Below are 23,409 nucleotides of genomic sequence, written 5' to 3'. Positions count from 1 at the left end.
GGTTGCTATGTCACCGTACTAACTGGAGGAGTGCAAGACGTGATGTCACACTGGCGTTTCACGAACGAAACAGGAGACCACCATGTCCCGAAAGAACGTCACCCTCGCCGACGTCCGCCGCGCCATCAACAACGTCGCGTTGCAGCGCGTCATCGGCAAGATCAACCGCGCATCCGACGCAGGACGACTCAGCGAGACGCAGGAGGGCGAACTGCGACTGCTGGCATATGGGTTGCAACGAAGGAACGCCGCGAAGCCAGCCACGCAGCGCAAACGGTAACGCCACCGGCCGCCCACCGTGGCGGCGACCGGCTCAGCAGCACGCCGCCGAGCAGCGGCACTCCAGCGCCCCACCCCGCCTGCGGGCATGCAGGACACCCGCCCGGCAGGAACGGCACCCGAGGTCGACCTGGCGCCAGTCGGTACCGACCTGGTCCAACTCTTCGTCGCTCAACCACACCGGGAGCAGCTCCGCAGCCTCCTCCGGTGTGACGAGCATCTGCGGCATGGTCACCGACGCAGGGACCTCACCCACGCGCAGGTGATCCACAGCAACGAACTCAATCCGACCGTCGACCTCAAGCTCCAGCAGGACACGACCGGCATCGTCTCGGTACTCGAACCGCCCTGCGCCCGCATTCCAAGTCGGCTCGCCAGGTCGGTCACCCTGCAGACGATACCCCGCACGTACGGCCCGCGCGAGCGCCTCGCCGAAGTTCTGACCGCTGAACTTCTGCCAGCCGACCCGTCCATCACGATCGACGACGCCGACACGCCACAGCCGAATCGGCTTGTACAGAATCGGCGCCGTGCCCCGCCCGTTCGCCCCGCGGCGCCACTCGACCTCACGGTTCGAGCAACTCGGGCACAACTCGCCCCAGATCAGCCGTGTGGCGGGTCTCCCGCACCGAATGCACAGCGAGGACTTCACAGGCGCCGGGGCCGGCGTGGTGCCGTTCTGGGCCACTGGCGGCGACTCCGGCTGAGCATGGATCGCCCCGATTGGGCAGCGCTGGCAGCTCACGAGCCGCTCGTGCTTGCGCAGCGTCGCTCCCTGCCAACGCCGCGCGCACTCGCCGGTGCTGATCTCCGCGTGAAGGCGCTCGCACCTGAAGTGAGTCTGCCCCTGAACGAGAATTTTGTACTCGACGCCCGGAGCCCGCATCCGTGCAACCTCCAAAAAAATGCCCGGACGCCTCATGCGCGCCCGGGCCAAGAACAGCCGCGCAGGAGAGAGCGCGGCGAGCCAGAAACAAGAGACGGGTGGCGATTAGGCAGCACCGCCCAGCGCGGCGGCGAGCTGATCGACCTCGCGCAGCACTGCGGCCATTTCGAAAACGATGATGGCGTTCAGCGTCGCGGTGACGAGTTCGTCAGGCGCATCGGGCTGCATGGCACGCTCGATGGCGCGCTCGATGAGGCTCGGAAGCGCGCGCTCCATACGTCGAACGTGAGCGGCGCCGCGCGGACGGCCTGCAGGGTTACCGGTCGCGCCGGGGCAGAAACGCCCCCGCGGATCGCGGGTGGCGGATGTGACAGTCATCGCGGGCTCCTTACTTGAACAAGGGGTTCGAGGCGGTCGGCAAAATCTGGCCGGTTGCTGCGCGCACCAGATCGGCCGACGGCTTGTAGCGCAGCCACGGCGACGATTCACCGCAGGCGCGACCGGTATGCACGACCGTGCGGAACGCATTCAGATACGCGTTCTCGGCCATCCGCAGGCGAGTCAGCGCAACGGCGAACGCAGCCCTGCTGCGGGCACTGGCAAGCTGCGCCTCGGCCGCCTGCAGGGCCTCACGCGCCGCGGCACGGTGATCGGCAGCGCTGGCACGCTGGAGCGCCTGATCGGCCATCGTGCGCAGTGATTCGGCGTCGGCGGTCATCAGCGCCAGCTCGGCCGCGTCGCTGGCACGCTCGTCGCCGGCAGAGCGGCGGGTCCGGATCGCGTCGCACGCGGCGATCTTGGCGCTCATCCGGGCACGCAGGGCCTCGACCTCGTCGGCAAGGGGCTTGTGCTCCGCCTCGGCCTGCGCCAGCGCGGCACGGCAGCGCGCGACGTACCGCGATGCCGACTCGACGGCGCTATCAGGCTCGGGCTGCGGCAGGGGCTCGCCGACGACTTCCTCAAGGCCCGGCACTTCGACGGCGGCCACCACGGCGGCCTGCTGCTCGGCGGCAATCTCCACGGCTACGGCTTCTACCCTGGCGGCCTCCTCGGCGCGATCGGCGTCGGCCTTGGCTTCGGCCTCAGCTTCGAGCGCGGCGATCTCGCCCTCGATGTCGGCGATGCGACGGCGCGGTTCCTCGGTGCTGGCGCCGTCGAGCAGCGCATCAGCCAGCGCAGCGCGGGCTTCACCCAGTGCGGCGGTCAGTTCTTCGTAAGTCTTCTTCCGGGCCATGGTGCGGTCCTGTTGAGCGGTTGCGATGCCAGAATGGTGGCATCACGACTCTAAACAGGGCGAAACAGGATCAGCCGCGGTCGATCACGATAACCGCCCCACCGGTCGGATTCTCGGCTGCATCAAGGCCCCAGGCCTTGCGCTCGCCCTCTTGGACATTGCGCAGCGCCTCGGCAATCGTCTTCGCAAGCCGCGCCTTCTCGAGGTCACGCGTCTGCGCGGCCTCATAGGCGATCTTACGCGGCATGTTCCACTCGGTCCGGTGGCGCTCCAGCACCGCGGCGCGGCGAGCGGTCGCCTCGTCGATGCCGTCAAGACGACTTGACGCGAGAGCCGGATCGTCAGGTTTGCCGTCCACGAGGCGATCGGCCCGAAGCTGTGCGCGCTCGTGCAGCTCCTGCAGGGAGATCACGCGCTGCCACCCTTCGGCCTTTGCATGGGCGTGGATCGATTGCTTTGAGATCCCGAACTTCTTCGCCAGATCGCCGAAGCTCAGACGCGGATCGGTCTCGAACTCCTTCCTGACGGACGTCCATTCGTCGGCGGTGAGTCGGCGGGCCATGTGCTGCTCCTGCTATTCGGATAACAGGCCTCATGATGCCGTCACGTCCTGATCCTCGCCTGCACGGCCGCCCACCGTGACGGCAGCATGCCGGGACCACAGCACCCCTGCGAGGCCCACCATGGACGACTACACCAAGCCCTCCCGCACCCAGCGGCGCCAGAAACGCGGATGGAAGCGCCCCAAGCCCGGGTGATAGAGGCGTACCAGCGCAGGGCCGGCAGGAGGCCGGAGCGGGCTAGAATATGCGCCCGAAAAACTCAGGGCATGCCATGAAACTCAAGACCTACTCCGGCGCCGAAGTCCTCGAACTGCGCCGCAAGCTCGGACTCAATCAGCGCGAGTTCTGGGCCCCCTTCCAGACCACGCAGTCGGGCGGCAGCCGATACGAGTCCAGCCGGGACATCCCGAACCCCGTCCAAGTCCTCCTGAACATCGCCTTCAACACCGACGCAAAGGCCACGGCGATCTTCGACGAGCTGCGCGCGTTCGGGAACCCGAGGAAGAAAGCCAAGCCCGCCCCGCGCGAGACCGAGTAGTGGCCGGCACTGCAGCGCTCGTCGTCGGGCTCGTAGTGGCGATCGCCGACGGCGACACGCTGACCGTGCTGAACGAGGACTTCCAGCAGGTGAAGATCCGGCTGGCGGAGATCGACGCCCCCGAGAAGCGGCAGGCCTTCGGCACCCGATCGCGGCAGTCGCTCGGCGAGCTGTGCCACGAGAAGCGCGCCGAGGTGCGAGTGACCGACGTCGACCGCTACAAACGCATCGTCGGCCGCGTGAGCTGCGGCGGCGTGGACGCGAACGCCGCACAGGTGCGCCGCGGCATGGCATGGGTGTACGACCGCTACGCGCGCGACAAGACGCTGTACCGCCTGCAGGACGAGGCACGCAGCGCCGGGCGCGGGCTGTGGACGGACCGAAATCCGCTCGCGCCATGGAATTGGCGAGCAGGCAACCAGCCTACTGAATCAACATCTAGTAGCAAGCTCAGTCAGAACTCACAACGAAATATCGCAAAGCCCTGATTTAAAAAGATTTAATTTTTTTGCGCAAATCAATAACCACGGCTATTATTTGTCGCGCTTGAAAATGAAAACCCCAGCCCGCTGGCAGGCGGACTGGGGCAGAAAATTTTGGGCCCAACTGCACGACGAACTCCCCTTTGACAAAAGTGTTCGTGTGTGCTTTTTTGCAAACTTGCGTCTAGAGCGAACGTGATTATAGGCGTCCTTATCAACGCGTCAAGACTTGACGCCCTCCTATGTTCGCGGTAGCCGGCGCTGCAGAGGAAATTCGCCTTATGCAACCGAAGCATCAGCTGTCCCTCGCCTTGATCCAGCATCAAGTCAACAACTCCGTCATCAGCCAGCGCGCCAGTGATGGGTACATCAACGCAACTGCGCTATGCCAAGCGGCCGGCAAGCAGTTCAAGGACTACATGGGTAACAAGAGTACCCAAGAGTTCCTCACAGAGCTTTCTGCCGAAACGGGCCTACAAGCTCAATTGGTGGAAAAATCCCTAGTTGAGAAAAAACAAGCACTTGTAGAGACTTTCCCCGGTGCGCCCTCCACCGGCGGTGGAAGTTGGGTACATCCGCAGGTCGCCATTCACCTCGGTCAGTGGGCATCCGGCAAATTCGCAGTCCAAGTGTCCAAGTGGGTCCATGAATGGATGTCGGGCAAGGGTGCGCCGAACCGCATGCCTTACCACATCCGCAGGCACATGCTTAACCTGAATCAGGTACCCGCTGGCTATTTCAGCGTCCTGCAGGAAATGACCTTCCTGCTGATTGCCCCCCTCGATCAGTCGGGGTACGAACTCCCGGAACGGATGGTCCCTGACATCAGCATGGGCCGCTTCCTGTGCAAGCATCTGCGTGACTCCCTCGGAATCGACACTGACAGCTTGCCGACGTATCTCCATCGCTACCCGGACGGGCGACGCGTATCGGCCAAGCTTTATCCGAACAACGTCTTGGCCGAATTCCGAAAGCTTATCCAAGAGCGATGGCTGCCCGAAAATGCGGCTCGATACTTCTCTCAGCGCGACCCTGCGGCACTACCGCATCTCGACGCCTTGATCCTTGCCTTGCCGATGAAGAGCGCAGCGAACGATCCGCGACTGGGACCGCCGTCCGTAAGGCGACAGACGAAGTAACCCTTGTACTGAAAATGCCCGCCTCGTGCGGGCATTTTTATGCACCTGCTATGCTTGGCAGCTGACGTCAACGCAGCCTCCTTCCTGATAGCGCCCCCATGACCCCAGTTCAGTTCGTCACCAAGTGGAAGAACAACCCTCTCTCCGAGCGCGCCGGCTCGCAGGCGTTCTTCCTCGACCTCTGCTCCATGCTCGGTGTGGATCCGCCGAACAACCCCGACAGCTACTGCTTCGAGCGCGGCGCGACCCGCACCGGTGCCGGCCATGGCTGGGCCGACGTGTGGAAACGCAGCCACTTCGGCTGGGAGAACAAAGGCCCCGGCGGTGACCTGTCGGGCGCCCTGCGCCAGCTCATGACCTACGCGCTCGCGCTGGACAATCCGCCGCTGCTGGTGGTGAGCAACCGCGACATCACCCAGATCCACACGCACTTCACCGGGACCCCGAGCGAGACCTACACGATCCGCCTTGAGGACATCGGCACCCCGGAGAACCAACAACGCCTGCGGTGGCTGTTCACCGAGCCCGAGCGGTTCCGCCCCGGCCGCACGGTCCTCGACATCACAACGGACGCCGCCGGTCGCTTCGCGGACATCGCGAAGTCCATGACCGAGCGCAGGCACGACCCGGCCAAGGTCGCGCACTTCCTCATCCAGTGCTTGTTCTGCATGTTCAGCGAGGACATCGGCCTGCTGCCGAAGAAGCTCTTCGAGCACGTCATCACGAAGCGCCAAGGCGACCCGGCCAAGCTCGCGGTGTCGATGGCGGAGATGTTCCAGGCGATGCGCACCGGCGGCGACTTCCTCCTCGAGGACATCGCCTACTTCAACGGCGGGCTGTTCGAGCATGCGGAAGTCTTGGAACTGGTCCCGGGCGAGATCGAAGCCCTGCTGGCTGCCAGCCGCATGGACTGGAGCGCGATCGAGCCGTCGATCCTCGGCACGCTGTTCGAGCGTGGCCTCGACCCGAAAATCCGCGCGCCGCTCGGCGCCAACTACACAGACCCGGGCACCATCATGAAACTGGTCCGCCCCGTCGTCGTTGAGCCGCTCGAGCGCGAATGGGAGGCAGCCAAGGCCAGAATCGCCCCCTTGGTCGAGAAGTACCACGCTGGCGGGAAAGGCTCCCAGAAGGCCGGGCAGGAGGCGCAAGCGCTATTTCTGGGCTACGTCGAGCGGCTGAAGGACTTCAGGGTCCTCGACCCCGCGTGCGGCTCGGGCAACTTCCTGTATCTCGCCCTGCGTGCGCTGAAGGACCTCGAGCACCGCGCGAACCTGGACGCCGAAGCGCTCGGGCTGCATCGCCAACTCACCATCGAGACCAGCCCCGACAACGTGCGCGGCATCGAGATCAACGCATACGCCGCCGAGCTCGCCCGGGTGACCGTCTGGATCGGCGAGATCCAGTGGATGCTCAAGCACGGCTATGACTGCCGGAGGAACCCGATCCTCGCGCGCCTGGATCACATCGAGAACCGGGACGCGCTGCTGAACGAGGACGGGAGCGAGGCCGCGTGGCCGGCGGTGGACGCGATCGTGGGGAATCCGCCGTTCCTCGGCGACAAGCGCATGCGAAGCGAACTCGGCGCCGAGACAACTGCGCGGATCCGCTCCTGCTACGGTGGCCGGGTGCCCGGGGGCGCAGACCTCGTGCTGTACTGGTTCGAGAAGGCCCGGGCGCAGATCGAGGCCAAGCGCTGCGAGGCAGTCGGCCTCGTCGCGACGAACTCGATCCGCGGTGGCGCAAACCGGAAGGTGCTGGACCGCATAGCCCAGAGCACCCGCATCTTCGAGGCGTGGAGCGACGAGCCGTGGGTCAACGACGGTGCGGCGGTCCGCGTCTCGCTAATGTGCTTTGGGAATCGCGACGGCGCGAAGCTCGACGGCATCCCGGTCAATGGCATTCATGCTGACCTAACTGCCTTCGGCCAGCAGGGCACAGGAGACACCTCATCGAGCCTGACAAACGCCAAGGCCCTTAAGGAGAATGCGGGCGCGGCATACCTTGGCATCCAGAAGACCGGGCCGTTCGATATCCCGGGCGAGCTGGCGCGCCAATGGCTCCGACTCCCGAACCCGCACGGCAGGTCGAACTCGGAAGTGGTGAAGCCATGGTTCAACGGGCTGGACATCACGCGGCGCAACCGAGACTTTTGGATCATCGACTACGGCGTCGACATGAAGCAGGACGAGGCCGCGCTCTACGAGGCGCCATTCGGATACGCGAAAGAGCACGTACAGCCCACCCGCGTCGGAAAGCGCGAGGCGAGGACCAACGAACAGTGGTGGATCTTCCAGTGGGCGCGCCCCAAGATGCGAGCGGCCGTTAGAGAAATACCCCGCTTCATCGTGACCCCCGAGGTGTCGAAGCATCGCGTGTTTGCATGGGTGCGCCACCCCATCGTGCCGGACAAGAACCTGACGGTCATTGCGCGCCAAGACGACACCACCTTCGGCATTCTGCACTCACGATTCCATGAGCTGTGGGCGCTTGGGCTCTGCACATGGATGGGGGCAGGTAACGACCCGCGCTATACCCCCACCACGACCTTCGAGACCTTTCCATTCCCCGCCGGCATGACGCCCGCCGACACGGCCGCTGGCGCTCCAGAAGGCCCGCTCGCCGAGGCGATCGCCACCGCTGCCCGCCGGCTCAACGAACTGCGGGAGAACTGGCTGAACCCGGCTGAGTGGGTGGAGCGCGTACCCGAGGCGGTGCCGGGCTTCCCGGACCGGATCGTCGCCAAGCCCGGCCACGAGGCCGAGCTGAAGAAGCGCACGCTGACGAACCTCTACAACCAGCGCCCAGCATGGCTCGACCACGCCCACAAGACCCTCGACGCTGCGGTGGCGGCGGCCTACGGCTGGACCGACTACACGCCCGAGATGGCCGACGACGAAATCCTGCGCCGCCTACTGGCGCTCAACCACGCCCGCGCCAGCGGGCAGAACTAAGCGCACCAGGAGCGCCAGGTCCAGCCCTGAAAGCATAGAGGTAACCCTGCTCCGGCCTATGACTTAAGGAGCCGTCCGCGCCCCCGACTTCGCTTCGCCCGAAAGCTCGTCAAGGAGCGCGATCAACACCGCCTTCTTGGCGGGCGGTAGGGCTGCAAACCCACAGACAACCTCCGCAAGTTCGTCGTCAGACGTGTAGAGGAACGGGGTCGGGACGCCAAGCGCGGCGGCCAGCTTCTCCGCGATGACAAATGGAGGTTCGTGGGTGCCGTTCTCGTATCGGCTGATGCGCGCACTGCTCGATAGCTCATCTATGCCGATCAGAACCCCCAGCTTGTCCTGCGGGATGCCAGCCCTCAGGCGGGCTTCGCGCAGGCGGCGGCCAAACAAGGTCCGGGGCGTTGTGTACTTCGGCATTCTTCGATAGTCGAAGAACGCCCTTGTGACGACTCTACGAAAATCGTAGGATGAACCGAATTTGCATAACGCTTTCTAGCAATCTACGAGCGCCGAACGATGCCTACACCCTCATCGCTCAACACCACCTCCAGCCTCGGGGATCTGGTTGTCACGATCCTGAGCGGCACCCCCGGAAAGCAGCTCAGCTCTGCAGAGTTAGCGGGCCTCATCGTTCAGAGCTTCCCCGACTGGTGCGCAAAGAAGCAGCAGAACAGCAAGCAGGGCGTGAAGATCGAGGCACAGATCGCCAATGAGATCAGCAGCCGGAGGCCCCAGTGGCTGAAGAAGTACGCCGCGCTGAAGTGCTCGGACACCTCACCGAGGAAGTACTCGTGGGGAGACGTCGAGCATGCCCCTGAGGAGATATCCGACAACGAGCCGGCAGTTGCATCGCCCCAGCAAAAGCTGAAGGAATCTGACCTCTATCCACTCCTTGCACACTTTCTTTGGGTAGGCCCTGTGCAGAATCGGGTCTACCCCAAACGCATCGACGAAAAGACATCATCGAACAACCTCGGCCCGAAAGCGAACGAGTGGCTCCATCCGGACGTGGTTGGCCTAGAGGACCTGATGGCAGACTGGCAACCGCAGATCCAAGACTGCGCGGAAAAGGCCGGCGATCAGCGCGCGCGCCTGTGGTCATTCGAGGTCAAGCTTCGAGTTTCGCGCTCGTCTGTCCGTCGAGACTATTTTCAGGCCGTCTCGAACTCGTCGTGGGCAAACTTCGGGTATCTCGTGGCGGCCGAGATTGATCCTGACACCGATGCCGAACTCATGATGCTGCACGGCCTGCATGGCATTGGCCTAATCGAGCTCAACGTCGAAAATCCCGCTGAAAGCGCCATACGCATCCCCGCGCGGGAGCGCGACGCGGTCGACTGGGCGACCAGCAACCGACTTGCGAAAGAGAACAAGGATTTTCGGCAGTTCGCAAAGCTGGTTGCCTCCTTCTACAAAACGCGAGATACGTCTGAGAAAGAGTGGGACAAGCCGGCTTCGATCCCCGAAGGGGACTAGCAGCGCGAATAACGCGGGCACAACTCCGAGAGGCGCCGAAGCGCTGCAACTGCCAGATTACGGCTCATCAAGGGAATCCCCATCGTGAAGACGCCGACAGCCGCACCGAGTTATCACCCGAGAGTCAACGACAGCGGCAACCCCGTTGTCATCAAGCACCCGAGCACGCCCACACCGCCCACGAGTTGGTTCGACCCGGCAGCCGTGGCGGTCTTCGTCCCGGGCGGCCCGGTACCGGCGGAGCTGAACGGCATCCCGGTCGCGCCATGGACAGACCACCCGCGGACGGCGGCCGAGTGGGCGCAGGTCGAGGGGCAGAACCCCGACCTCGACGAGCCGCCGCTGACCCTGACCGCCGGCAAGCACGCCAGCGCCGGAGTAGCGGTGATCGAGAACGACGGGCGCATCTGGCTGGTGGCGCCGACCAACCGATTCGGGAGTTACGACCAGACGCTGCCCAAAGGCACCGCCGACCATGGCGTATCGCTGCAGTCGACAGCGATCCGCGAAGCATGGGAAGAGGCTGGCCTGCAGGTCGCGATCACCGGGCACCTGATGGACGTCGAGCGCTCCACATCCGTCGCCCGGTACTACACCGCCCGGCGGGTCGCAGGCAGCCCGGCGGACATGGGCTGGGAGGCGCAGGCGGTGGTCTTGTGCCCCCGCGAGCGCCTGCTCGAGTTCCTGACCTCACCCTACGACCAAGGGCTGGCAGCGGCGCTGATGGCGCAGCCGGCGGCCCGGGAGGATTGACCATGTGGCTGATGAGCCCCCGCGGCTTCGTCTCGATCGTCCGCAAGGACTGCCCGCCCGACCATCTGCTGGTCCGGGCACGCCGCCGTCAAGATCTGGAGGCGCTTTTCCCCGGCGCGAACATCATCGAGGGCGCCGGCACCGACTACCGCTTCCGGGCGGCAATCCCGGAGGCCGAGGTCGTCGGCGTGATCTCGCGCGAGCTACTCGACATCGACTACGCGAACCATAAGGCCGCCACCAAGGACGACGAGCTGCACGACGCGTACATGAGCGTCTGGTCCGCCATGGCCCGCCTGCAGGACGGCAAGCCCCGCCGCTGACCCGCCCCACCGCGCAGGACCGCCCCAGACGGCCGAACGCCTCGCCGGTGAGGCCACCCATCGGCCGCGGGGTCGATCGGGCCGCGTCGGGGCGCGCCGGTCAGCGGGAGCGTGCGCCAGATGGCCGGCAGGAAGGGCAGCGCACACCGACACCACCACACCCGCCTCCGCAGCGGTCCGGCATCGACGGCAGTGAGTGCGGGCATCCGATAGCCGAACTCCCAGTTTGTGCCGCCTGTACCGCCTGCATTTTGACTAGGCGGCACAGTGAATCCCGCGCCGCTATTGAGTGTGCCGCTTGTGCCGCCTGTACCGTCTACAAATAGAGGTCGCGTGAGAGAACCCGAGCCAACTGGAGGGCTTGAAGCCGCAGTGCCCGACCTGGCTCGTACCTTGTGGAAATTGAGCGGCACAGGCGGCACAGGCGGCACATTCAGTGCTGGAGCGGGTTCTGCCGTACCGCCGGCACGTCTCGCACCCGGCACAACCGGCACAGAACGCACAGCATGACGGAAAAAGCCGGGACAAGACCGGCTTCGTGGTTCGTTCACCCGACGGCACAAGAGATCACACAACGTCGGCACCACCCTGCAGAGCGGAGTAATTCACCTCGTAGACCTTGGCGGTCACGCCGTAAATCCGCACAGACCGCCGGCGCTCGCCAGTCCCGGCAGCCTTGGGGATAACGCCGCACGCTTCCAGCACATCGAGCGCGCGCTTGAAGTCGTAGCCCTTCAGCGCCTCGCGCATTCCATCGGCGGTGAACAGGTACAGCCGCCCGCCCGCATCGTCTGTCTTCCACCAGCCCGCACGATCACGGACCACAGCCGAGTCCGCTGTCCAAGCCGAAAACCTGCTGTCGCCATGCCGTTCGATGAACGACGAGAGACGATCGAGGATCTGTCGGCGCTCGTCGTTGCCCTTGCCGCGCATCGACCGCCACAGTTCGAAACCCGCAACAGCTGCAGCCGTGGCAGCGCCCTTATCCCACCCGGTGATGCCATACTCGGTCGCCAGCTCGCCCGCCAGAGCGAGCAGCGCGAAGCGGCCAGCAGCCCGCTTGTCTTGACCTTCGGCGTCACTGGGGTTCAGCACAGGTAGCGCCTTGATCTGCTCGAGCAATACCGCAAGGTCGCGCTGATCCACGGTCAGTAGTTTCAGGAATGCGCGCCCCGCTTTTCCGTGGTGCCGGCTTGCGGCCTGCTTGATGGCGTCGGACAAGGCAGTCCCGGACGGAAGTCCGTGGAGGTTGTCGAAACACCCGAAGCGCCGCGCAGCAGGAATGTCTAGCAGGCGCACCGCCTGCCCAGCCTTGGTTTTAAACCCGCCGTCCGCCATCGTCGTTGTAATGGTGCGCTCTCCGGTCGAGACAACGACGGCCTGCCAGCGCGTTACAGCTCTCGCCGACCCGGTTCTGCTCGCGCGCTGCTTGCCGGTGCCGTTGCCGAGCGAATACACAATCGCCCCGACTTCGCGCGGGTCGCACTCGCTGATTTCGTCGAGCGCCAGCAAACAGTCATTGAACATCGAAGCAGCGCCCTCCATGCCGTTGGCCGTCGCGCGCCAGCTGCGCTTGTAGCCCGGGCCACCCCACACAGAGCACGACGCCTCAAGGAGGGTGGTCTTTCCCGTGGAACTGTCGCCGACGAAGTGCAGCCCACCACCCTCGGAATTGGTGCGTTTGAGCAGTGGGCCGGCGAACGCCGCCGACAGCACGAGGACGAACAGCGGGTTGCCCACCGCCCGCGCTGCGATCTCGTTCCGCCACCCTTCAAGCGTGCCGGCTTGCCCGTGCTCATCATGTGCACGCTCCCCAGACTGAAAGATCACACCGGACGCATCAGGGCCAATGACGGCATCGGGCAGCACAAACGAGGTGCCGCACCACCCCACCTGAAGGGCGCAGCGGATCCGCTTCACCGGCGGCCGATCCTGCAGGTAACGCGAGAGCGTCTGACGCGCATGCGGGTCGATATCGAGGCCCATCGCAAGCAGCTCGCCGCGCAGATCCGCACCGTCGGCTTTCAACAGTTCCATGGGCATCGCCCACGTGCGCCACCGGCCCGCCGTGGTCCGAAAACGAAGCTGTCGGCCGAAGTTGTTCTCGGTGCCATCGAACGTCTGGGCCAGTACATAAAGCGGGCCGCACACAAACGAATCGACGGGCGAGGGTTCGCCGCTCTTCGGGGTGGACATGGTGTGATGCCACACGCCGGGCCGAAGCCTGCGACCTGTGTCCAGAACCACCCAGTCATCGTACACGCGGAAGCACGGGCGCTCGCTTTCCGACACGGAAGGTGTGGCTTCATGCTCCTTGGTCGTACTCGCCGGATCGAGGGCCGGATCGTTTCCCTGCGTGGCTGAATCAATGTCGGCCAGCACCGCATCGCCTGCTGGTGCGCCTTCGACCTCCGGTGCCACCGGATCGCCACGCAGCACGCCGAGCAGCTGCCGGCCTGCCTCGTCCGGTCCGCGTTGCGACCAGACGTCCCAAAAATCGCTGCCGTCGCCGTCGACGCCCGCCGGGGCCGCGACATACCCGCCGACTGCCGCGGCAGCTTGGCGCGCTTCACGCTCGGCGCCGACGTCCGCAGCGATGACGATCTTGATGTCCGGACGGATCGCCCGCACTGCCTCAGCGGCCGCCCGCAGGTTCGACTTGCAGAACGCAGCCACCGCAGGTCTGCCGGTCGCGTCGGCGCACGCGGCCGCCGTGGCGATGCCTTCGGCGATGATGACCTCCTTCGCCGCGCCATCCGAGAACCGCCCGATCGCACAGAAACCGCCGGCCTTCTGGCCGCCACGGAGCGAACGCTTCTCGCCGGTCGCGGAGATCGCCTCGACCGACATCAGGCGCTGGTCGCGATCGAAGATCGGTGTCAGCAGCGCGTCAGGCCAATCGTTCTGAGGCCAAGGACCGCGGCGCACCAGCGCGCCGAAGCCGAGACCGCCCTTCCGCAGGACATATGGGTGATCGGTGATGTTGGCAGAGACCGCGCCCCAGATCGCATTCGCACGCTCGGCAGCCTCCGCACGCTCGGCCTCCAGCTCCGCAGCCGCCCGCGCGTCCCGCTCGGCCCGCTCGACACGGCGGCGCTCGGCCTCGGCGGGATCGATCTGCACCGGGCGGGCATCGTCGTGCCAGCCGCGCGCCTTCGCTTGGCCGTGGACAAACGCCATGGTCCGACCACCTCCGGACCGAAATCCGCGCCAGCGCGCCTCAAGATCCTTGCGACCGGGAAACGAATCAGCAACGGACGACCACTCGCACCATAGGTCTAGCCCCGTCTCATCAGGCCATTCCGAGTGTAGAGCCTGCCCGAAGGCGATCCAATCCTCATAACTGCAGTCAGGACTGCAGTAGCTCAGCGCATCGCGGGCGCGCTCCGGCGTCCACGGCCGAATCCTCAATGCTGCGGCGCCCATCACGCGGCCCTCCGCGCTTCGAGCCAGTCCCCGAGGACGTCGCAGAGCTCGGCGACCTCGATGCGGCGCCAAGTCTCGCCCTCGTTCACAGAGATGCTCAAAACAGGATCGTCGCCAAGCTCGCACCGGACGATGGGGGCGCCGAAGGCCGGGTGCCCCCACTCAATGGCCGCGGCGAGAAAGACAGCGTCACAATCCTCGGGCTGGCGATCGGCTGGAGCAAACCCACACAACCGCCAACCGAACAGCGCGCAGTTGAAATCGACATCGTCGAAGGCGGAAAACCTATCTCGGACAGCGATCGCGAGCTCGAGGGTAGCGCGGTCGTCCGCATGAAGGTCGCCAGTCGGCCATGCGTTGCGAACATACGCACGACGCTCGTCGGCGGTGAGGCCTTCCAGCGAGTGCGGGACCTGCTGACAGGCAGCGTCGTCGCAGAACGAAAAGCCTTGACGCGAAACCGTCGGGCTGTAACCATTAATGGGCATGCTGCATCTCCAGTGTGCGTGCCCCGACAAGAGCACAAGTTCTAAGGAAGACCGCCCTGCAAGGCGGTCTTTTCATTTCTGCCGCTTCGATTCGAGCCAGCGCTCGAGCCCTTCCCGATCCACGAGGATCCGGCGCCCGACTCGTAGGGTGGCTGCACGAAATTCGTCGTCGTCCTTCAGTCGATTCCTCAGCGTGCGTACACATAGCGCTGGGTAGTGCTCCGGCAGTTGCTGGAACGGGATCAGATTCAGGTTTGTTGCCATGTTGGCCTCCGTGGTGTTTGCGTGCTCGAAATGTGCCATCACGACCGCCCGGAAGCGTCATCGACGCGCAAGGCGTGACACCTAGTGCGCGACCGATTACGACCGGCGGTGACTGATCAGCCGCCCGTCGCAAGCCCGACCAACAGGCAGGCGAGCACGACCCAGCCGGCGGCGCGCAGCACGTGGTAGCTCCAGCGGTCGATGCGGTGAAGGATCGGCGCGACGGCCGAGCAGAAGCCGGTCTGCTGGCGGGCAGGATTGCGAGCTGTCATTTCTGCCTCGCATCAGGCGCCGGACAGGATGCGATGCACCTCGGCCTCGTCCCACAGGAGCCGGCGGTTCGGCAGCCGCACCGGCCGCATGCCGAGGTAGTGCCCTCGCCGGCACAGCGCGACCTGAATCGTTCCGGTTGTGGTCCGGGTCAGTGCAGCGACCTCTGCCGTAGTGAGCTTCCGCCCGGGTGCAGGCGTTGCACCTGCCGTTTGATCTGCGTGCTGTGTCATTTCTTTCCTCCGCGCTTGATTGCGACGAGCGGAGGTTAGCGTCATAAGTCTTTGATTGCATTAACCAAATATGGTTAATGCAATCGCCTTAGTCTAAAAACATCAGTGTTTTCAGCGGATTCCGTGCGTCATTAACCGAATCTGAAACAACGCAGAGAGTGAAACAAGATGTTTCAGAAAAAAGGTCAGGCTACCCGCTTCCACAGGCGGACCACGTTCGACGGCGCTTGATCTACGACCACGATGGCCTCAAGCCGCGCCTCCCAAACAACCAGCGCGGCGCGCTTCTCGTCGGTGTAGGCGTGCCGGTCGTAGTGCGCGGCCTGCACTCCGCTGATGCCGTGGGATAGCAGTTGCGCGCGGGTGTCCTTGCTGATGCCCAGGCCGGCGAGCATGGTTTCCACCGTGCGGCGAATGTCGCGCACAGTGAAAGCCTCGCCACCGATACCGGCGCAGATTTCGGCGGCGCGGTTGCTCACGGTCTCGGGGTTCATCGCCACGCGGCCATGCGTCGAGAACAGCCACAGGCCGGCCAGCTCGGGCGCGCGACCTTCCTGCTTGGCGCGGTCGGTCTCTCGGGCTTTGGCGCGCTCCACAAGGGCGGCCACCATCCCGGCGGCGTGCGGTGCCAGCGGCAACAGGTGTTCGCGCGGTTGCGTGCGCTTGCCTTTGCCATCCCACAGGCGAAGCGTTGCCGTGTCCGGGTCGTAGTCGCTCACCTTGGCGCGCAGCAGTTGCGCCATGCGTTGCCCTCCCGCGTACAGCGCCAGCAGCAAAGCCATGTCGGAAAGCTCGGGGCCGGTCTCGTGCCCGATGCGCAGCAGGTGCCCGATATAGGCGCGCAGTTCGGCGGCGGATAGCGTGCGGTCGCCTCGTTGCACGGCAATTGCCGGGATGGCGTCCACCGGGTTGTGCTCGATGCCGAAAGCAATCAGGTCGGCAGGAAGGGCGGAATCGAAGGGCGCGCGCTTGGCGGCATTGAATGCGGCGCTCAGGTAGCTGCGCAGGACTCCGGCGGCGCGCTCCTTGCCGGCTTCCCTCACCCGGCGCACCAGCGCGGCCACCTCGTGCGCGGTCACGGCTCGCGCGGGCTTGCTCGCGGTGTCCTGGTCGATATGGCACTTGAACAGGCTTCGCGCTCCGGCGGCGCTCTTGCCCTTCCCGGCGCGCTCTAGGGCGCTCAGGTAGGCATCGCACAGGGCGCGAAGGGTGTAGCGGGCTTGTCGGTCGGCTTCGGCTTTGGCGGCCTCTGCTGCGGCGCGCTTGGCCTCTTCGGCGGCGATCCGATCCCGCTTCTGTTCACGCGGATCGATTCCCTGGTCAATCAACACCTGCAGGCGTTTCGCTTCAGCCCGCGCAGCATCCAGAAACCACGTGTCGACGGCGCCGATCGTGATCCTCAGCGGCACCTTGCCGATCTTGCTAGTGAAAACGAAGCTCTTCGCCCCCGCCGGCGTCACCCGGACTGCGAGGCACTTCGGATCGTCGTCGAAGACATAGATCGCCTGCTGCCCAGCGGGCGGCTGAAGCTTCTCGATCTTGGCCAGGGTAAGGTGAATTCGTCTGGTCTCTGTCGCCACGGCTTTCCCTCGGTAGCGGGAGCAACGAAACCCATTGCTCCCTCATTGCTCCCGAGTGTATCAATCCCGGCTAACATCGATCAATGCCAAAATTTGATCAATTGCCTATTTTTCATGCACTTATAACCATTTTTGAACAAGCAGCCAATATAAGCTAACCTCCATAAACCCTGAATTTCAGTGACTCTTAATCAATTGGTCCTAGGTTCGAGTCCTAGTGCCCCCACCACCGAATTCAAGCACTTAGGCCAATCCTCCGGGGTTGGCCTTTTTGCTTTCCGGCGCCGTGTAGCCACGGTGTAGCCAAACCCGGGCGGAATAGCCACGCGGCCCCGCCTCGGCTGCTCAGGCGGCAGGCATATCCCCTCGGGAGCGCTGACGCCGCGGAATAGCCGCCGCACGCGGGCGAACTGGCACAATAGGCAACCAGCCGGAGCTCTTTCCTCCGCATCGATTGACAACCGGAGGCGGCTCCGCGCCACCGGTGCCTTGCCATGACCGCCCCCGCATCCGCCTCTCTCGCCCGCACCCTCGCCCCCGCCTATGCGCTGCTGCTGGTGTATGCCTGCCTGCATCCGCTCGCGGGCTGGCGCGACAGCGGGCTGCCGCTGTTCGACTACCTGTGGGCGCCCTGGCCGAAGTACTTCATCGTCGAGGATTTTCTCTTCAATATCCTCGGCTATCTGCCGCTCGGCTTCCTCCTCGCCGCCGCCCTGCCGGCCAGGTGGCACGCGGCCTCCAGGGCGGCGTCGGCCACCCTGATCGCCGCCCTGCTCAGCCTGGGGCTGGAAACCACCCAGAACTTCCTGCCCACGCGCATCGCCAGCAACCTCGACCTCGGCGGCAACATCGCCGGCGCCCTGATCGGCGCACTGGCCGGCGTCCGCTGGGGCGGGGCCGTGTTCGCCCCTCATGGCCGCCTGCAGCGCTGGCGGGCGCACACGCTGATCGGCGGGCGCACCGGCGAAACCGGCATGGTCCTGCTCGGCCTGTGGCTGCTGGGCCAATTCACCGCCAGCAACCTGTTGTTTACCAGCGGCGATCTGCGCAGCCTGCTCGGCATACCCGCTCCCCTGCCGTTCAGCGCCGAGCGTTTCATCGCGTTCGATACGGCGCTCACCGCCAGTTCGCTGCTGGCCGTGGGACTCTTCACCCGCTGCCTGACGCGCGGCCCCAACCCGCTGCCGGTGCTGCTGGTGCTGGCGCTGGGCGTGGGCGCGAAAACGCTCGCGACCTGGTCATTCTTCGACCCCGGCACCCCCTTCGCCTGGCTCACACCCGGGGCGCGCCATGGCCTCGTGATCGGGCTCGCCCTGCTGCTGCCCTGTCTGCTCCTGTCGCGCCTGGCCCAGCATGCGCTGGCCGGCACCAGCCTGCTGGTGGCCACCGCCCTGGTGAACCTGATTCCCGAAAACCCCTACCTGCCCTACGAACGCCAGCTGGCCGGCTTCAGCAACTTCCTCAATTTCCACGGCCTCACCCGCCTGGTGGACAGCCTGTGGCCTTTTTTCGCCCTCGCCTACCTGTCGGCGCTGGGCCTGTGGCGGGGTGAACACCTCGGCGGCGACGCCTCCCGGCACAAGCGCCGCCTATAATCGGAAGCCTGCAGCGCCCGCACGCTGCCCAACTCCCCGGGGAACGGCATGAGCTACTTCAAACACCACGTCTTCTTCTGCTGCAACCAGCGCCCTGCCGGCGAGACCTGCTGCAACAACCACCAGGCCAGCGCGTTGCAGACCTATGCCAAGGAGCGCACCGCCGCGCTCGGCCTGAAGGGCAAGGGCAGCGTGCGCATCAACAAGGCCGGCTGCCTCGGCCGCTGCGACGACGGCCCGGTGCTGGTGGTGTACCCGGACAACGTCTGGTACACCTACGTCGACCAGGAAGACATCGACGAGATCATCGACCGCCACCTCGTCGGCGGCCACATCGTCGATCGCCTGCGCCTGCCCGAGGATGCGGCATGAGCCGTCCGCTCCCCACCGAATCCGCCCTGCTGCACGGCCCGGTCGGCGACATCGAAGTGCTGATCGACGCCCCGGCAACGGTCGGCGGCATCGCCCTGGTGTGCCATCCCCATCCGCTGTACGGCGGCGCCAACACCAACAAGATCGCGCACACTCTGGCGCGCGCCTTCCGCGACCTCGGCTACGCGGTGATCCGCCCGAACTTCCGTGGCGTCGGTAAAAGCTCCGGCGAACACGATCACGGCGAAGGCGAAACCGAAGACATGCTGTCGGTGATCAGCTGGGCGCAATCACGCTGGGGCAGCCTGCCGCTGGCGCTGGGGGGGTTCTCCTTCGGCGGCTTCGTCCAGGCCCGGGTCGCCGCCCGCCTCGCCGCCGACATCGCCCCGCCCCGCCAGCTCGTGCTGGTCGGCATGGCCACCGGTGCCGCCGCCGACGGCGCACGCCACTACCAGACTCCGGCGCTGCCCGCGACCCTGCCCGCAGTGTTGATCCACGGCGAAAACGACGACACCGTGCCGCTCGCCAACGTGCTCGACTGGGCCCGTCCGCAAGAGCGGCCGGTCACCGTCGTCCCCGGTGCCGACCACTTTTTCCACGGCAAGCTGCACGTGATCCGCGACCTCATCGCGCGCACCGTGCCCCGCACCGACGCCTGACCCCCTTCACCCCCTTCACCCCCTTCACCCCCTTCGCCCCCGCCAGCTCCCGCTCACCTCACGGAGACTCCCGCCCCATGAAGCTGCTCGCCTCGCTCACCAGTCCCTACGCCCGCAAGATCCGCATCATCCTTGCGGAAAAGGCGCTCCCCTTCGAACTCGTCATCGACTCCCCCTGGGAGGCCAACACCCGCATCCCCAGCCTCAATCCGCTGGGCAAGGTGCCGGTGCTGATCACCGACACGGACGAAGCCTTCTTCGACTCCCCGGTGATCGCCAGCTATCTCGAAACCCTCGGCGCCGCACCGGTGCTGTTGCCCGCCGACGCGCTCGAAGCAGTGCGCGTACGTCAGACCGAAGCCCTCGCCGACGGCGTCGCCGACGCGGCCGTCGCCGCCCTGCTCGAATCCCGCCGCCCCGACGGCGAGCGCAGCGAACGCGAAATCGCCCACCAGTTCGGGAAGGTCGAGCGCGGCCTGAGCGAACTCGAGCGCCGCCTCGGCGAGCGCCCGTGGTTCAACGGTGACACGATGCAGCTCGGCGACATCGCCGTCGCCGCCGCCCTCGGCTACCTCGACCTGCGCTTCCCCGACTTCGACTGGCGCGGCCGCCACCCCGGCCTGCAGCCGTTCGCCGAGCGCCTGTTCGCCCGTGCCAGCTTCGCCACAACCCAGGCACCGGCAGGCTGAAAGCGTACCGCGGCCGCTTCCCGCCTTTCAAATGTGTAGAATGGCGCCATCAGAGTAAACCCTGATGGCAATGGCGTACGACCGGGCCGCGTGTTCCGCGCACAGGCGGCGAAGCATTCCCCTGCGCCCCTCCACCACCTGGAACGCCTGCGGGGCCGCGCCGGCACGGCCCTCATCATCGACCTCCACGCGCCCGCGCGTAACGCATGCCCGCTTCCGCCCCGACCGCCCTGCGCCTTCTGGCGCTGTGCCTGTTCATGCTGTGCATGGCGGGCCGCCTTTCCATGGCCGAAGAACCCCGCCCGGAACCGCTGCCCACGGTGACGATCGGCGTCGTCGCCGACCACGAGCCTTATAGCTGGGTCGAGAACGGCCGGGTCGTCGGCTTTTCGATCGACCTCCTCGACGAAATCGCCCACCAGGCGGGCCTGCGCTTCGAATACCGCGCCGGCAGCTGGCCCGAGCTCTACCCTGCGTTCCTGCGTGGCGAGATCGACGCCATCGACGGCATCTCCTACCGCGAGGACCGCAGCTCACAGGTCCGCTTCACCGCGCCCTATCACCTGCGCCACACCGTCGTCATGCACGACACCAGCCGGCCGCTGCCGCCGATCACCGATTTGGCCGGGCTCAAGCCGTTTCGCGTCGGCATCGTGCGCGGCATCTATTTCAAGAGCGCGCTCGTCGACCAGGGCATCGACCTCGTCGAATACGACGGCCTGCCCAACCTGGTGCGCGCGATCGCCTTCGGCTGGGTCGACGCCATCGTCGGTCCCGAGCTGGCGCTCGGTTTTCTCGCCCGCAAGGCCGGTTTCAACCACATCGGCGTCGCCGCACGCATCCCGATGGGCGGACTGGAGATCGAGGATTTCCGCATCGGCGTTCCCCCTCGAGCCGCGGATCTGCACGCCCGGCTGGCGGCCGCGGTCGCTGCCATCGCCCCCGGCCGCCTGGCCGAACTCGAGCACCGCTGGCAAGAGCTTGGCGGTCGCCCGGCGGAAACCGGCGGCGATTTCCGCCTCAGCGAGCAGCAGGCTCTCTATGTGCGCGGCCTGGGGCCGCTGCGGGTCGGGATCACGCGCGACTATCCACCTTTCAGCTTCGCCGACGATGGCCGGACGCAGGGGCTGGCGGTGGATGTGCTGCTCCGCGTCCAGGATCTCACCGGCCTGCAGACGATCAGCGTCGTCGATACCTGGCCGGTCCTCCTCGAACTCTTCCAGCGCGGCGAGATCGACCTCATCGCCAACATCTCGGAGACGCCCGAACGCCGCCGCTTCACCCGCTTCACCGCACCCTACCACCGCATCCCGAACGTCGTGTTCACGCGCACCGAGCACACCCACCGCCTGACCTCGGCCGACCAGTTGCGCGGCATGCGGGTCGCGGTGACTGCGGGCGTGTTCTACGAGCGGCACCTGCGCAAGCACCTCGGCGACAGCGTGCTCGGCTTCTCGTCCCAGCAGGCGATGTTCACCGCGCTCGCGGAAGGCAGCGTCGATGCCGTCCTGTCCCCCCTGCACAACGGCCAGCACTGGATCCGCACCCTTGGCCTGAACTCCCTCCACGTATCCGGCGAACTCGAACTCGGAGGCCATACCGACGAAGACTTGCGCTTCGGCGTGCGCCCCGCGCTCGAGCCGCTGGCGACGATCATCGACGCCGCACTCGCCAGCCTGTCGCCGACCGAGCGCCACACGATCGCCAATCGCTGGCTGGGCGCAGCACTGCCGGCTGCCACAGCAGGCGGGGATGGCACTCCCGCCGCCTTCGACGAGCGGGAGCGCAGCTTCTTGCAGGAGCGCCAGAACACGCTCAGGGTGTGCACCTCGCCGAACTGGATGCCGTTCGAAGGCATCGACGCCCGGGGCCGCCACAGCGGCATCGCCGCAGACTTCCTCAGCCTGTTCGCCTCCCGCTCCGGGGTGCACTTCGAGACGGTCCACCTTCCCAGCTGGAACGACGCTCTCGAGGCGATCCGCGAGCGCCGCTGCGACCTGCTGACGCTCGCCGTGCAAACCCCCGAGCGGCTCGCCTACCTGAACTTCACCGACCCCTATTACACCGTTCCCCATATCCTGCTCGGGCGCATCGAAACGCCCTTTCTCGACGACATGGACCAGCTCGCCGGGCGCAACGTCGGCGTGGTGCGGGGACATTCCCTCCTGCACTGGCTGCGCGAACGCTACCCGCTGATCCATATCGTCGAAGTCGACAGCGAGATCGACGGCCTGCACCAGCTCCAGCGCGGCGCCCTGTACGGCCTGTTGAGCAACCTGAACTCGGCCGGCTACCATCTGCACGAACTGGGGCTGGCCGACATCAAGGTCCTCGGCCGCATTCCCGGCGACGCCACGCTGTCGGTCGCCACCCGCAACGACCTCCCCGAACTGCACGCCATCGCCCGCAAGCTGATCGCCACCCTCGGCAACCAGGATCGCCACCGGATCGAATCGAAATGGCGCGCCATCGCCGTCGAACAGAAAGTGGACTACCGCCTGCTCTGGCAATGGGCAAGCGTCGGCGTGCTGGCACTGGTCGTGCTCTTGCTGTGGAACCGCAAGCTCGGCACCCTCAACCGCAAGCTCGCCGAAGCCAACGCCCGACTCGAACAGTACAGCCTCAGCGACGGCCTCACCGGCCTGGGCAACCGCAAGTATTTCGACCGCGAATTCGACGCCGGCTTCGCCTGGTGCCAGCGCAGCCGGACCGGCTTCGCGGTGGTGATGATCGACATCGACCATTTCAAGCACATCAACGACACCTGGGGCCATCCGGCAGGCGACGAGTGCCTGCGCCTGCTGGCCGACTGCCTGCGCACCCACTTTCGCCGCGACACCGACCGCCTGGCCCGCCTCGGCGGCGAGGAGTTCGTGCTCTTCCTGCCCTTCTCCGACGCCGACGCCACCCTCGCCCGCATCGAGGCCGTCCACGCCGAGATCGCCACCCTGCGCGTCCCGACGGGCAGCCAGGGGATCGGCTTCACGATCAGCGCCGGCGTCGCGATCGGCATCCCGAGTGCGGCCGAGTACGCAGCGGACTACCTCAAGCGCGCCGACCAGGCCTTGTACGAAGCCAAGCGCAGCGGGCGCGACCGGATCATCGTCGATCGGCGCTGAGCCCCCGCTCCACTGTTCTCTTCCTGCCCCGCCCACGACCATCGCACGCATCCGCCCCGCACAAAGCCGGCCACCCTGGCTATAATG

General features: G+C 65.9%; 24 protein-coding genes and 1 pseudogene. 13 read left to right on the top strand and 12 right to left on the bottom strand.

Going from position 1 to position 23,409, the window contains the following annotated elements; genetic code table 11:
• Window positions 1-82: 82 nt before the first annotated feature.
• Window positions 83-280, top strand: coding sequence for a hypothetical protein (locus Tharo_RS02170; RefSeq protein WP_107219806.1), 198 nt, complete (start codon window positions 83-85; stop codon window positions 278-280).
• Window positions 281-313: 33 nt separating this feature from the next.
• Here the strand turns inward: Tharo_RS02170 and Tharo_RS02165 are convergent, their stop codons facing one another.
• The 4 genes from Tharo_RS02165 to Tharo_RS02155 all read right to left on the bottom strand — a co-directional run bounded on the left by Tharo_RS02165 (window position 314) and on the right by Tharo_RS02155 (window position 2,961).
• Window positions 314-1,201 (bottom strand): hypothetical protein, encoded by an 888-nt coding sequence (locus tag Tharo_RS02165; protein WP_159051651.1) that lies wholly within the window; start codon window positions 1,199-1,201, stop codon window positions 314-316.
• A gap of 69 nt (window positions 1,202-1,270) precedes the next feature.
• Window positions 1,271-1,543: a hypothetical protein gene (locus Tharo_RS17530; RefSeq protein ID WP_159051650.1), complete on the bottom strand. Its 273-nt coding sequence runs from the start codon at window positions 1,541-1,543 to the stop codon at window positions 1,271-1,273.
• 10 nt (window positions 1,544-1,553) lie between these two features.
• Window positions 1,554-2,399 carry a hypothetical protein gene (locus Tharo_RS02160; protein WP_107219804.1) on the bottom strand — a complete coding sequence of 282 codons (846 nt, stop codon included), beginning with the start codon at window positions 2,397-2,399 and terminating at the stop codon, window positions 1,554-1,556.
• A 70-nt stretch (window positions 2,400-2,469) separates the two neighbouring features.
• On the bottom strand, window positions 2,470-2,961 hold the full coding sequence (locus Tharo_RS02155; protein ID WP_107219803.1) for a hypothetical protein: 492 nt from the start codon (window positions 2,959-2,961) through the stop codon (window positions 2,470-2,472).
• A 272-nt stretch (window positions 2,962-3,233) separates the two neighbouring features.
• Here Tharo_RS02155 and Tharo_RS02150 point away from each other — a divergent pair, with 272 nt between their 5' ends.
• The 4 genes from Tharo_RS02150 to Tharo_RS02135 all read left to right on the top strand — a co-directional run bounded on the left by Tharo_RS02150 (window position 3,234) and on the right by Tharo_RS02135 (window position 8,075).
• Entirely contained in the window at window positions 3,234-3,500 is a 267-nt protein-coding gene (locus tag Tharo_RS02150; RefSeq protein WP_107219802.1) for a helix-turn-helix domain-containing protein, read from the top strand.
• The gene (locus Tharo_RS02145; RefSeq protein WP_107219801.1) at window positions 3,500-3,988 is read left to right on the top strand and encodes a thermonuclease family protein; all 489 of its coding nucleotides are present in this window, start codon (window positions 3,500-3,502) and stop codon (window positions 3,986-3,988) included. The genes Tharo_RS02150 and Tharo_RS02145 overlap by 1 nt, the downstream gene beginning before the upstream one ends.
• Window positions 3,989-4,263: 275 nt before the next feature.
• A complete protein-coding gene (locus Tharo_RS02140) occupies window positions 4,264-5,121 on the top strand; it encodes a KilA-N domain-containing protein (RefSeq protein WP_107219800.1) in 858 nt (285 codons plus the stop codon).
• A gap of 98 nt (window positions 5,122-5,219) precedes the next feature.
• Window positions 5,220-8,075: a class I SAM-dependent DNA methyltransferase gene (locus Tharo_RS02135; protein ID WP_107219799.1), complete on the top strand. Its 2,856-nt coding sequence runs from the start codon at window positions 5,220-5,222 to the stop codon at window positions 8,073-8,075.
• Window positions 8,076-8,138: 63 nt separating this feature from the next.
• Here Tharo_RS02135 and Tharo_RS02130 read toward each other — a convergent pair whose 3' ends face one another.
• Entirely contained in the window at window positions 8,139-8,492 is a 354-nt protein-coding gene (locus Tharo_RS02130) for a helix-turn-helix domain-containing protein (protein ID WP_107219798.1), read from the bottom strand.
• Window positions 8,493-8,591: 99 nt separating this feature from the next.
• Between Tharo_RS02130 and Tharo_RS02125 the strand changes: the two genes are divergently transcribed.
• The 3 genes from Tharo_RS02125 (at window position 8,592) to Tharo_RS02115 (ending at window position 10,627) form a co-directional block, all read left to right on the top strand.
• A complete protein-coding gene (locus tag Tharo_RS02125; RefSeq protein WP_107219797.1) occupies window positions 8,592-9,551 on the top strand; it encodes an HrgA protein in 960 nt (319 codons plus the stop codon).
• 84 nt (window positions 9,552-9,635) lie between these two features.
• Window positions 9,636-10,304 (top strand): NUDIX hydrolase, encoded by a 669-nt coding sequence (locus Tharo_RS02120; RefSeq protein WP_107219796.1) that lies wholly within the window; start codon window positions 9,636-9,638, stop codon window positions 10,302-10,304.
• Window positions 10,305-10,306: 2 nt separating this feature from the next.
• On the top strand, window positions 10,307-10,627 hold the full coding sequence (locus Tharo_RS02115; protein WP_107219795.1) for a hypothetical protein: 321 nt from the start codon (window positions 10,307-10,309) through the stop codon (window positions 10,625-10,627).
• Window positions 10,628-11,194: 567 nt separating this feature from the next.
• Here Tharo_RS02115 and Tharo_RS02110 read toward each other — a convergent pair.
• The 7 genes and pseudogenes from Tharo_RS02110 to Tharo_RS02090 all read right to left on the bottom strand — a co-directional run bounded on the left by Tharo_RS02110 (window position 11,195) and on the right by Tharo_RS02090 (window position 16,888).
• Window positions 11,195-13,807, bottom strand: coding sequence for a TOPRIM and DUF927 domain-containing protein (locus Tharo_RS02110; RefSeq protein ID WP_245880977.1), 2,613 nt, complete (start codon window positions 13,805-13,807; stop codon window positions 11,195-11,197).
• A 6-nt stretch (window positions 13,808-13,813) separates the two neighbouring features.
• Window positions 13,814-14,053 (bottom strand): annotated as a pseudogene (locus Tharo_RS18140) (PriCT-2 domain-containing protein); the annotation flags it as partial.
• The gene (locus Tharo_RS02105) at window positions 14,053-14,541 is read right to left on the bottom strand and encodes a hypothetical protein (protein WP_107219793.1); all 489 of its coding nucleotides are present in this window, start codon (window positions 14,539-14,541) and stop codon (window positions 14,053-14,055) included. The pseudogene Tharo_RS18140 and the gene Tharo_RS02105, both read right to left, overlap by 1 nt.
• Before the next feature lie 72 nt (window positions 14,542-14,613).
• Window positions 14,614-14,805: a hypothetical protein gene (locus Tharo_RS02100; protein ID WP_107219792.1), complete on the bottom strand. Its 192-nt coding sequence runs from the start codon at window positions 14,803-14,805 to the stop codon at window positions 14,614-14,616.
• 116 nt (window positions 14,806-14,921) lie between these two features.
• Window positions 14,922-15,077, bottom strand: coding sequence for a hypothetical protein (locus Tharo_RS17525; protein ID WP_159051649.1), 156 nt, complete (start codon window positions 15,075-15,077; stop codon window positions 14,922-14,924).
• Between the two features lie 12 nt (window positions 15,078-15,089).
• Window positions 15,090-15,308 (bottom strand): hypothetical protein, encoded by a 219-nt coding sequence (locus tag Tharo_RS02095; protein ID WP_107219791.1) that lies wholly within the window; start codon window positions 15,306-15,308, stop codon window positions 15,090-15,092.
• Between the two features lie 185 nt (window positions 15,309-15,493).
• Complete coding sequence (locus Tharo_RS02090) at window positions 15,494-16,888, bottom strand: tyrosine-type recombinase/integrase (RefSeq protein WP_245880976.1); 1,395 nt, start codon at window positions 16,886-16,888, stop codon at window positions 15,494-15,496.
• A gap of 494 nt (window positions 16,889-17,382) precedes the next feature.
• On the opposite strand from Tharo_RS02090, the gene Tharo_RS02085 reads away from it, so the two are divergent.
• The 5 genes from Tharo_RS02085 to Tharo_RS02065 all read left to right on the top strand — a co-directional run bounded on the left by Tharo_RS02085 (window position 17,383) and on the right by Tharo_RS02065 (window position 23,322).
• Window positions 17,383-18,483: a VanZ family protein gene (locus tag Tharo_RS02085; protein WP_107219790.1), complete on the top strand. Its 1,101-nt coding sequence runs from the start codon at window positions 17,383-17,385 to the stop codon at window positions 18,481-18,483.
• 48 nt (window positions 18,484-18,531) lie between these two features.
• Window positions 18,532-18,855 carry a (2Fe-2S) ferredoxin domain-containing protein gene (locus Tharo_RS02080; protein ID WP_107219789.1) on the top strand — a complete coding sequence of 108 codons (324 nt, stop codon included), beginning with the start codon at window positions 18,532-18,534 and terminating at the stop codon, window positions 18,853-18,855.
• The gene (locus Tharo_RS02075) at window positions 18,852-19,514 is read left to right on the top strand and encodes an alpha/beta hydrolase (protein WP_107219788.1); all 663 of its coding nucleotides are present in this window, start codon (window positions 18,852-18,854) and stop codon (window positions 19,512-19,514) included. The genes Tharo_RS02080 and Tharo_RS02075 overlap by 4 nt, the downstream gene beginning before the upstream one ends.
• Window positions 19,515-19,591: 77 nt before the next feature.
• The gene (locus tag Tharo_RS02070) at window positions 19,592-20,203 is read left to right on the top strand and encodes a glutathione S-transferase (RefSeq protein WP_107219787.1); all 612 of its coding nucleotides are present in this window, start codon (window positions 19,592-19,594) and stop codon (window positions 20,201-20,203) included.
• 206 nt (window positions 20,204-20,409) lie between these two features.
• Complete coding sequence (locus tag Tharo_RS02065) at window positions 20,410-23,322, top strand: transporter substrate-binding domain-containing diguanylate cyclase (RefSeq protein WP_107219786.1); 2,913 nt, start codon at window positions 20,410-20,412, stop codon at window positions 23,320-23,322.
• The last annotated feature ends 87 nt before the right edge of the window (window positions 23,323-23,409 follow it).

It is taken from the genome of Thauera aromatica K172 (assembly GCF_003030465.1).
Lineage (GTDB): Bacteria > Pseudomonadota > Gammaproteobacteria > Burkholderiales > Rhodocyclaceae > Thauera > Thauera aromatica.
This window is presented reverse-complemented; position numbering and strand designations above follow the sequence as displayed.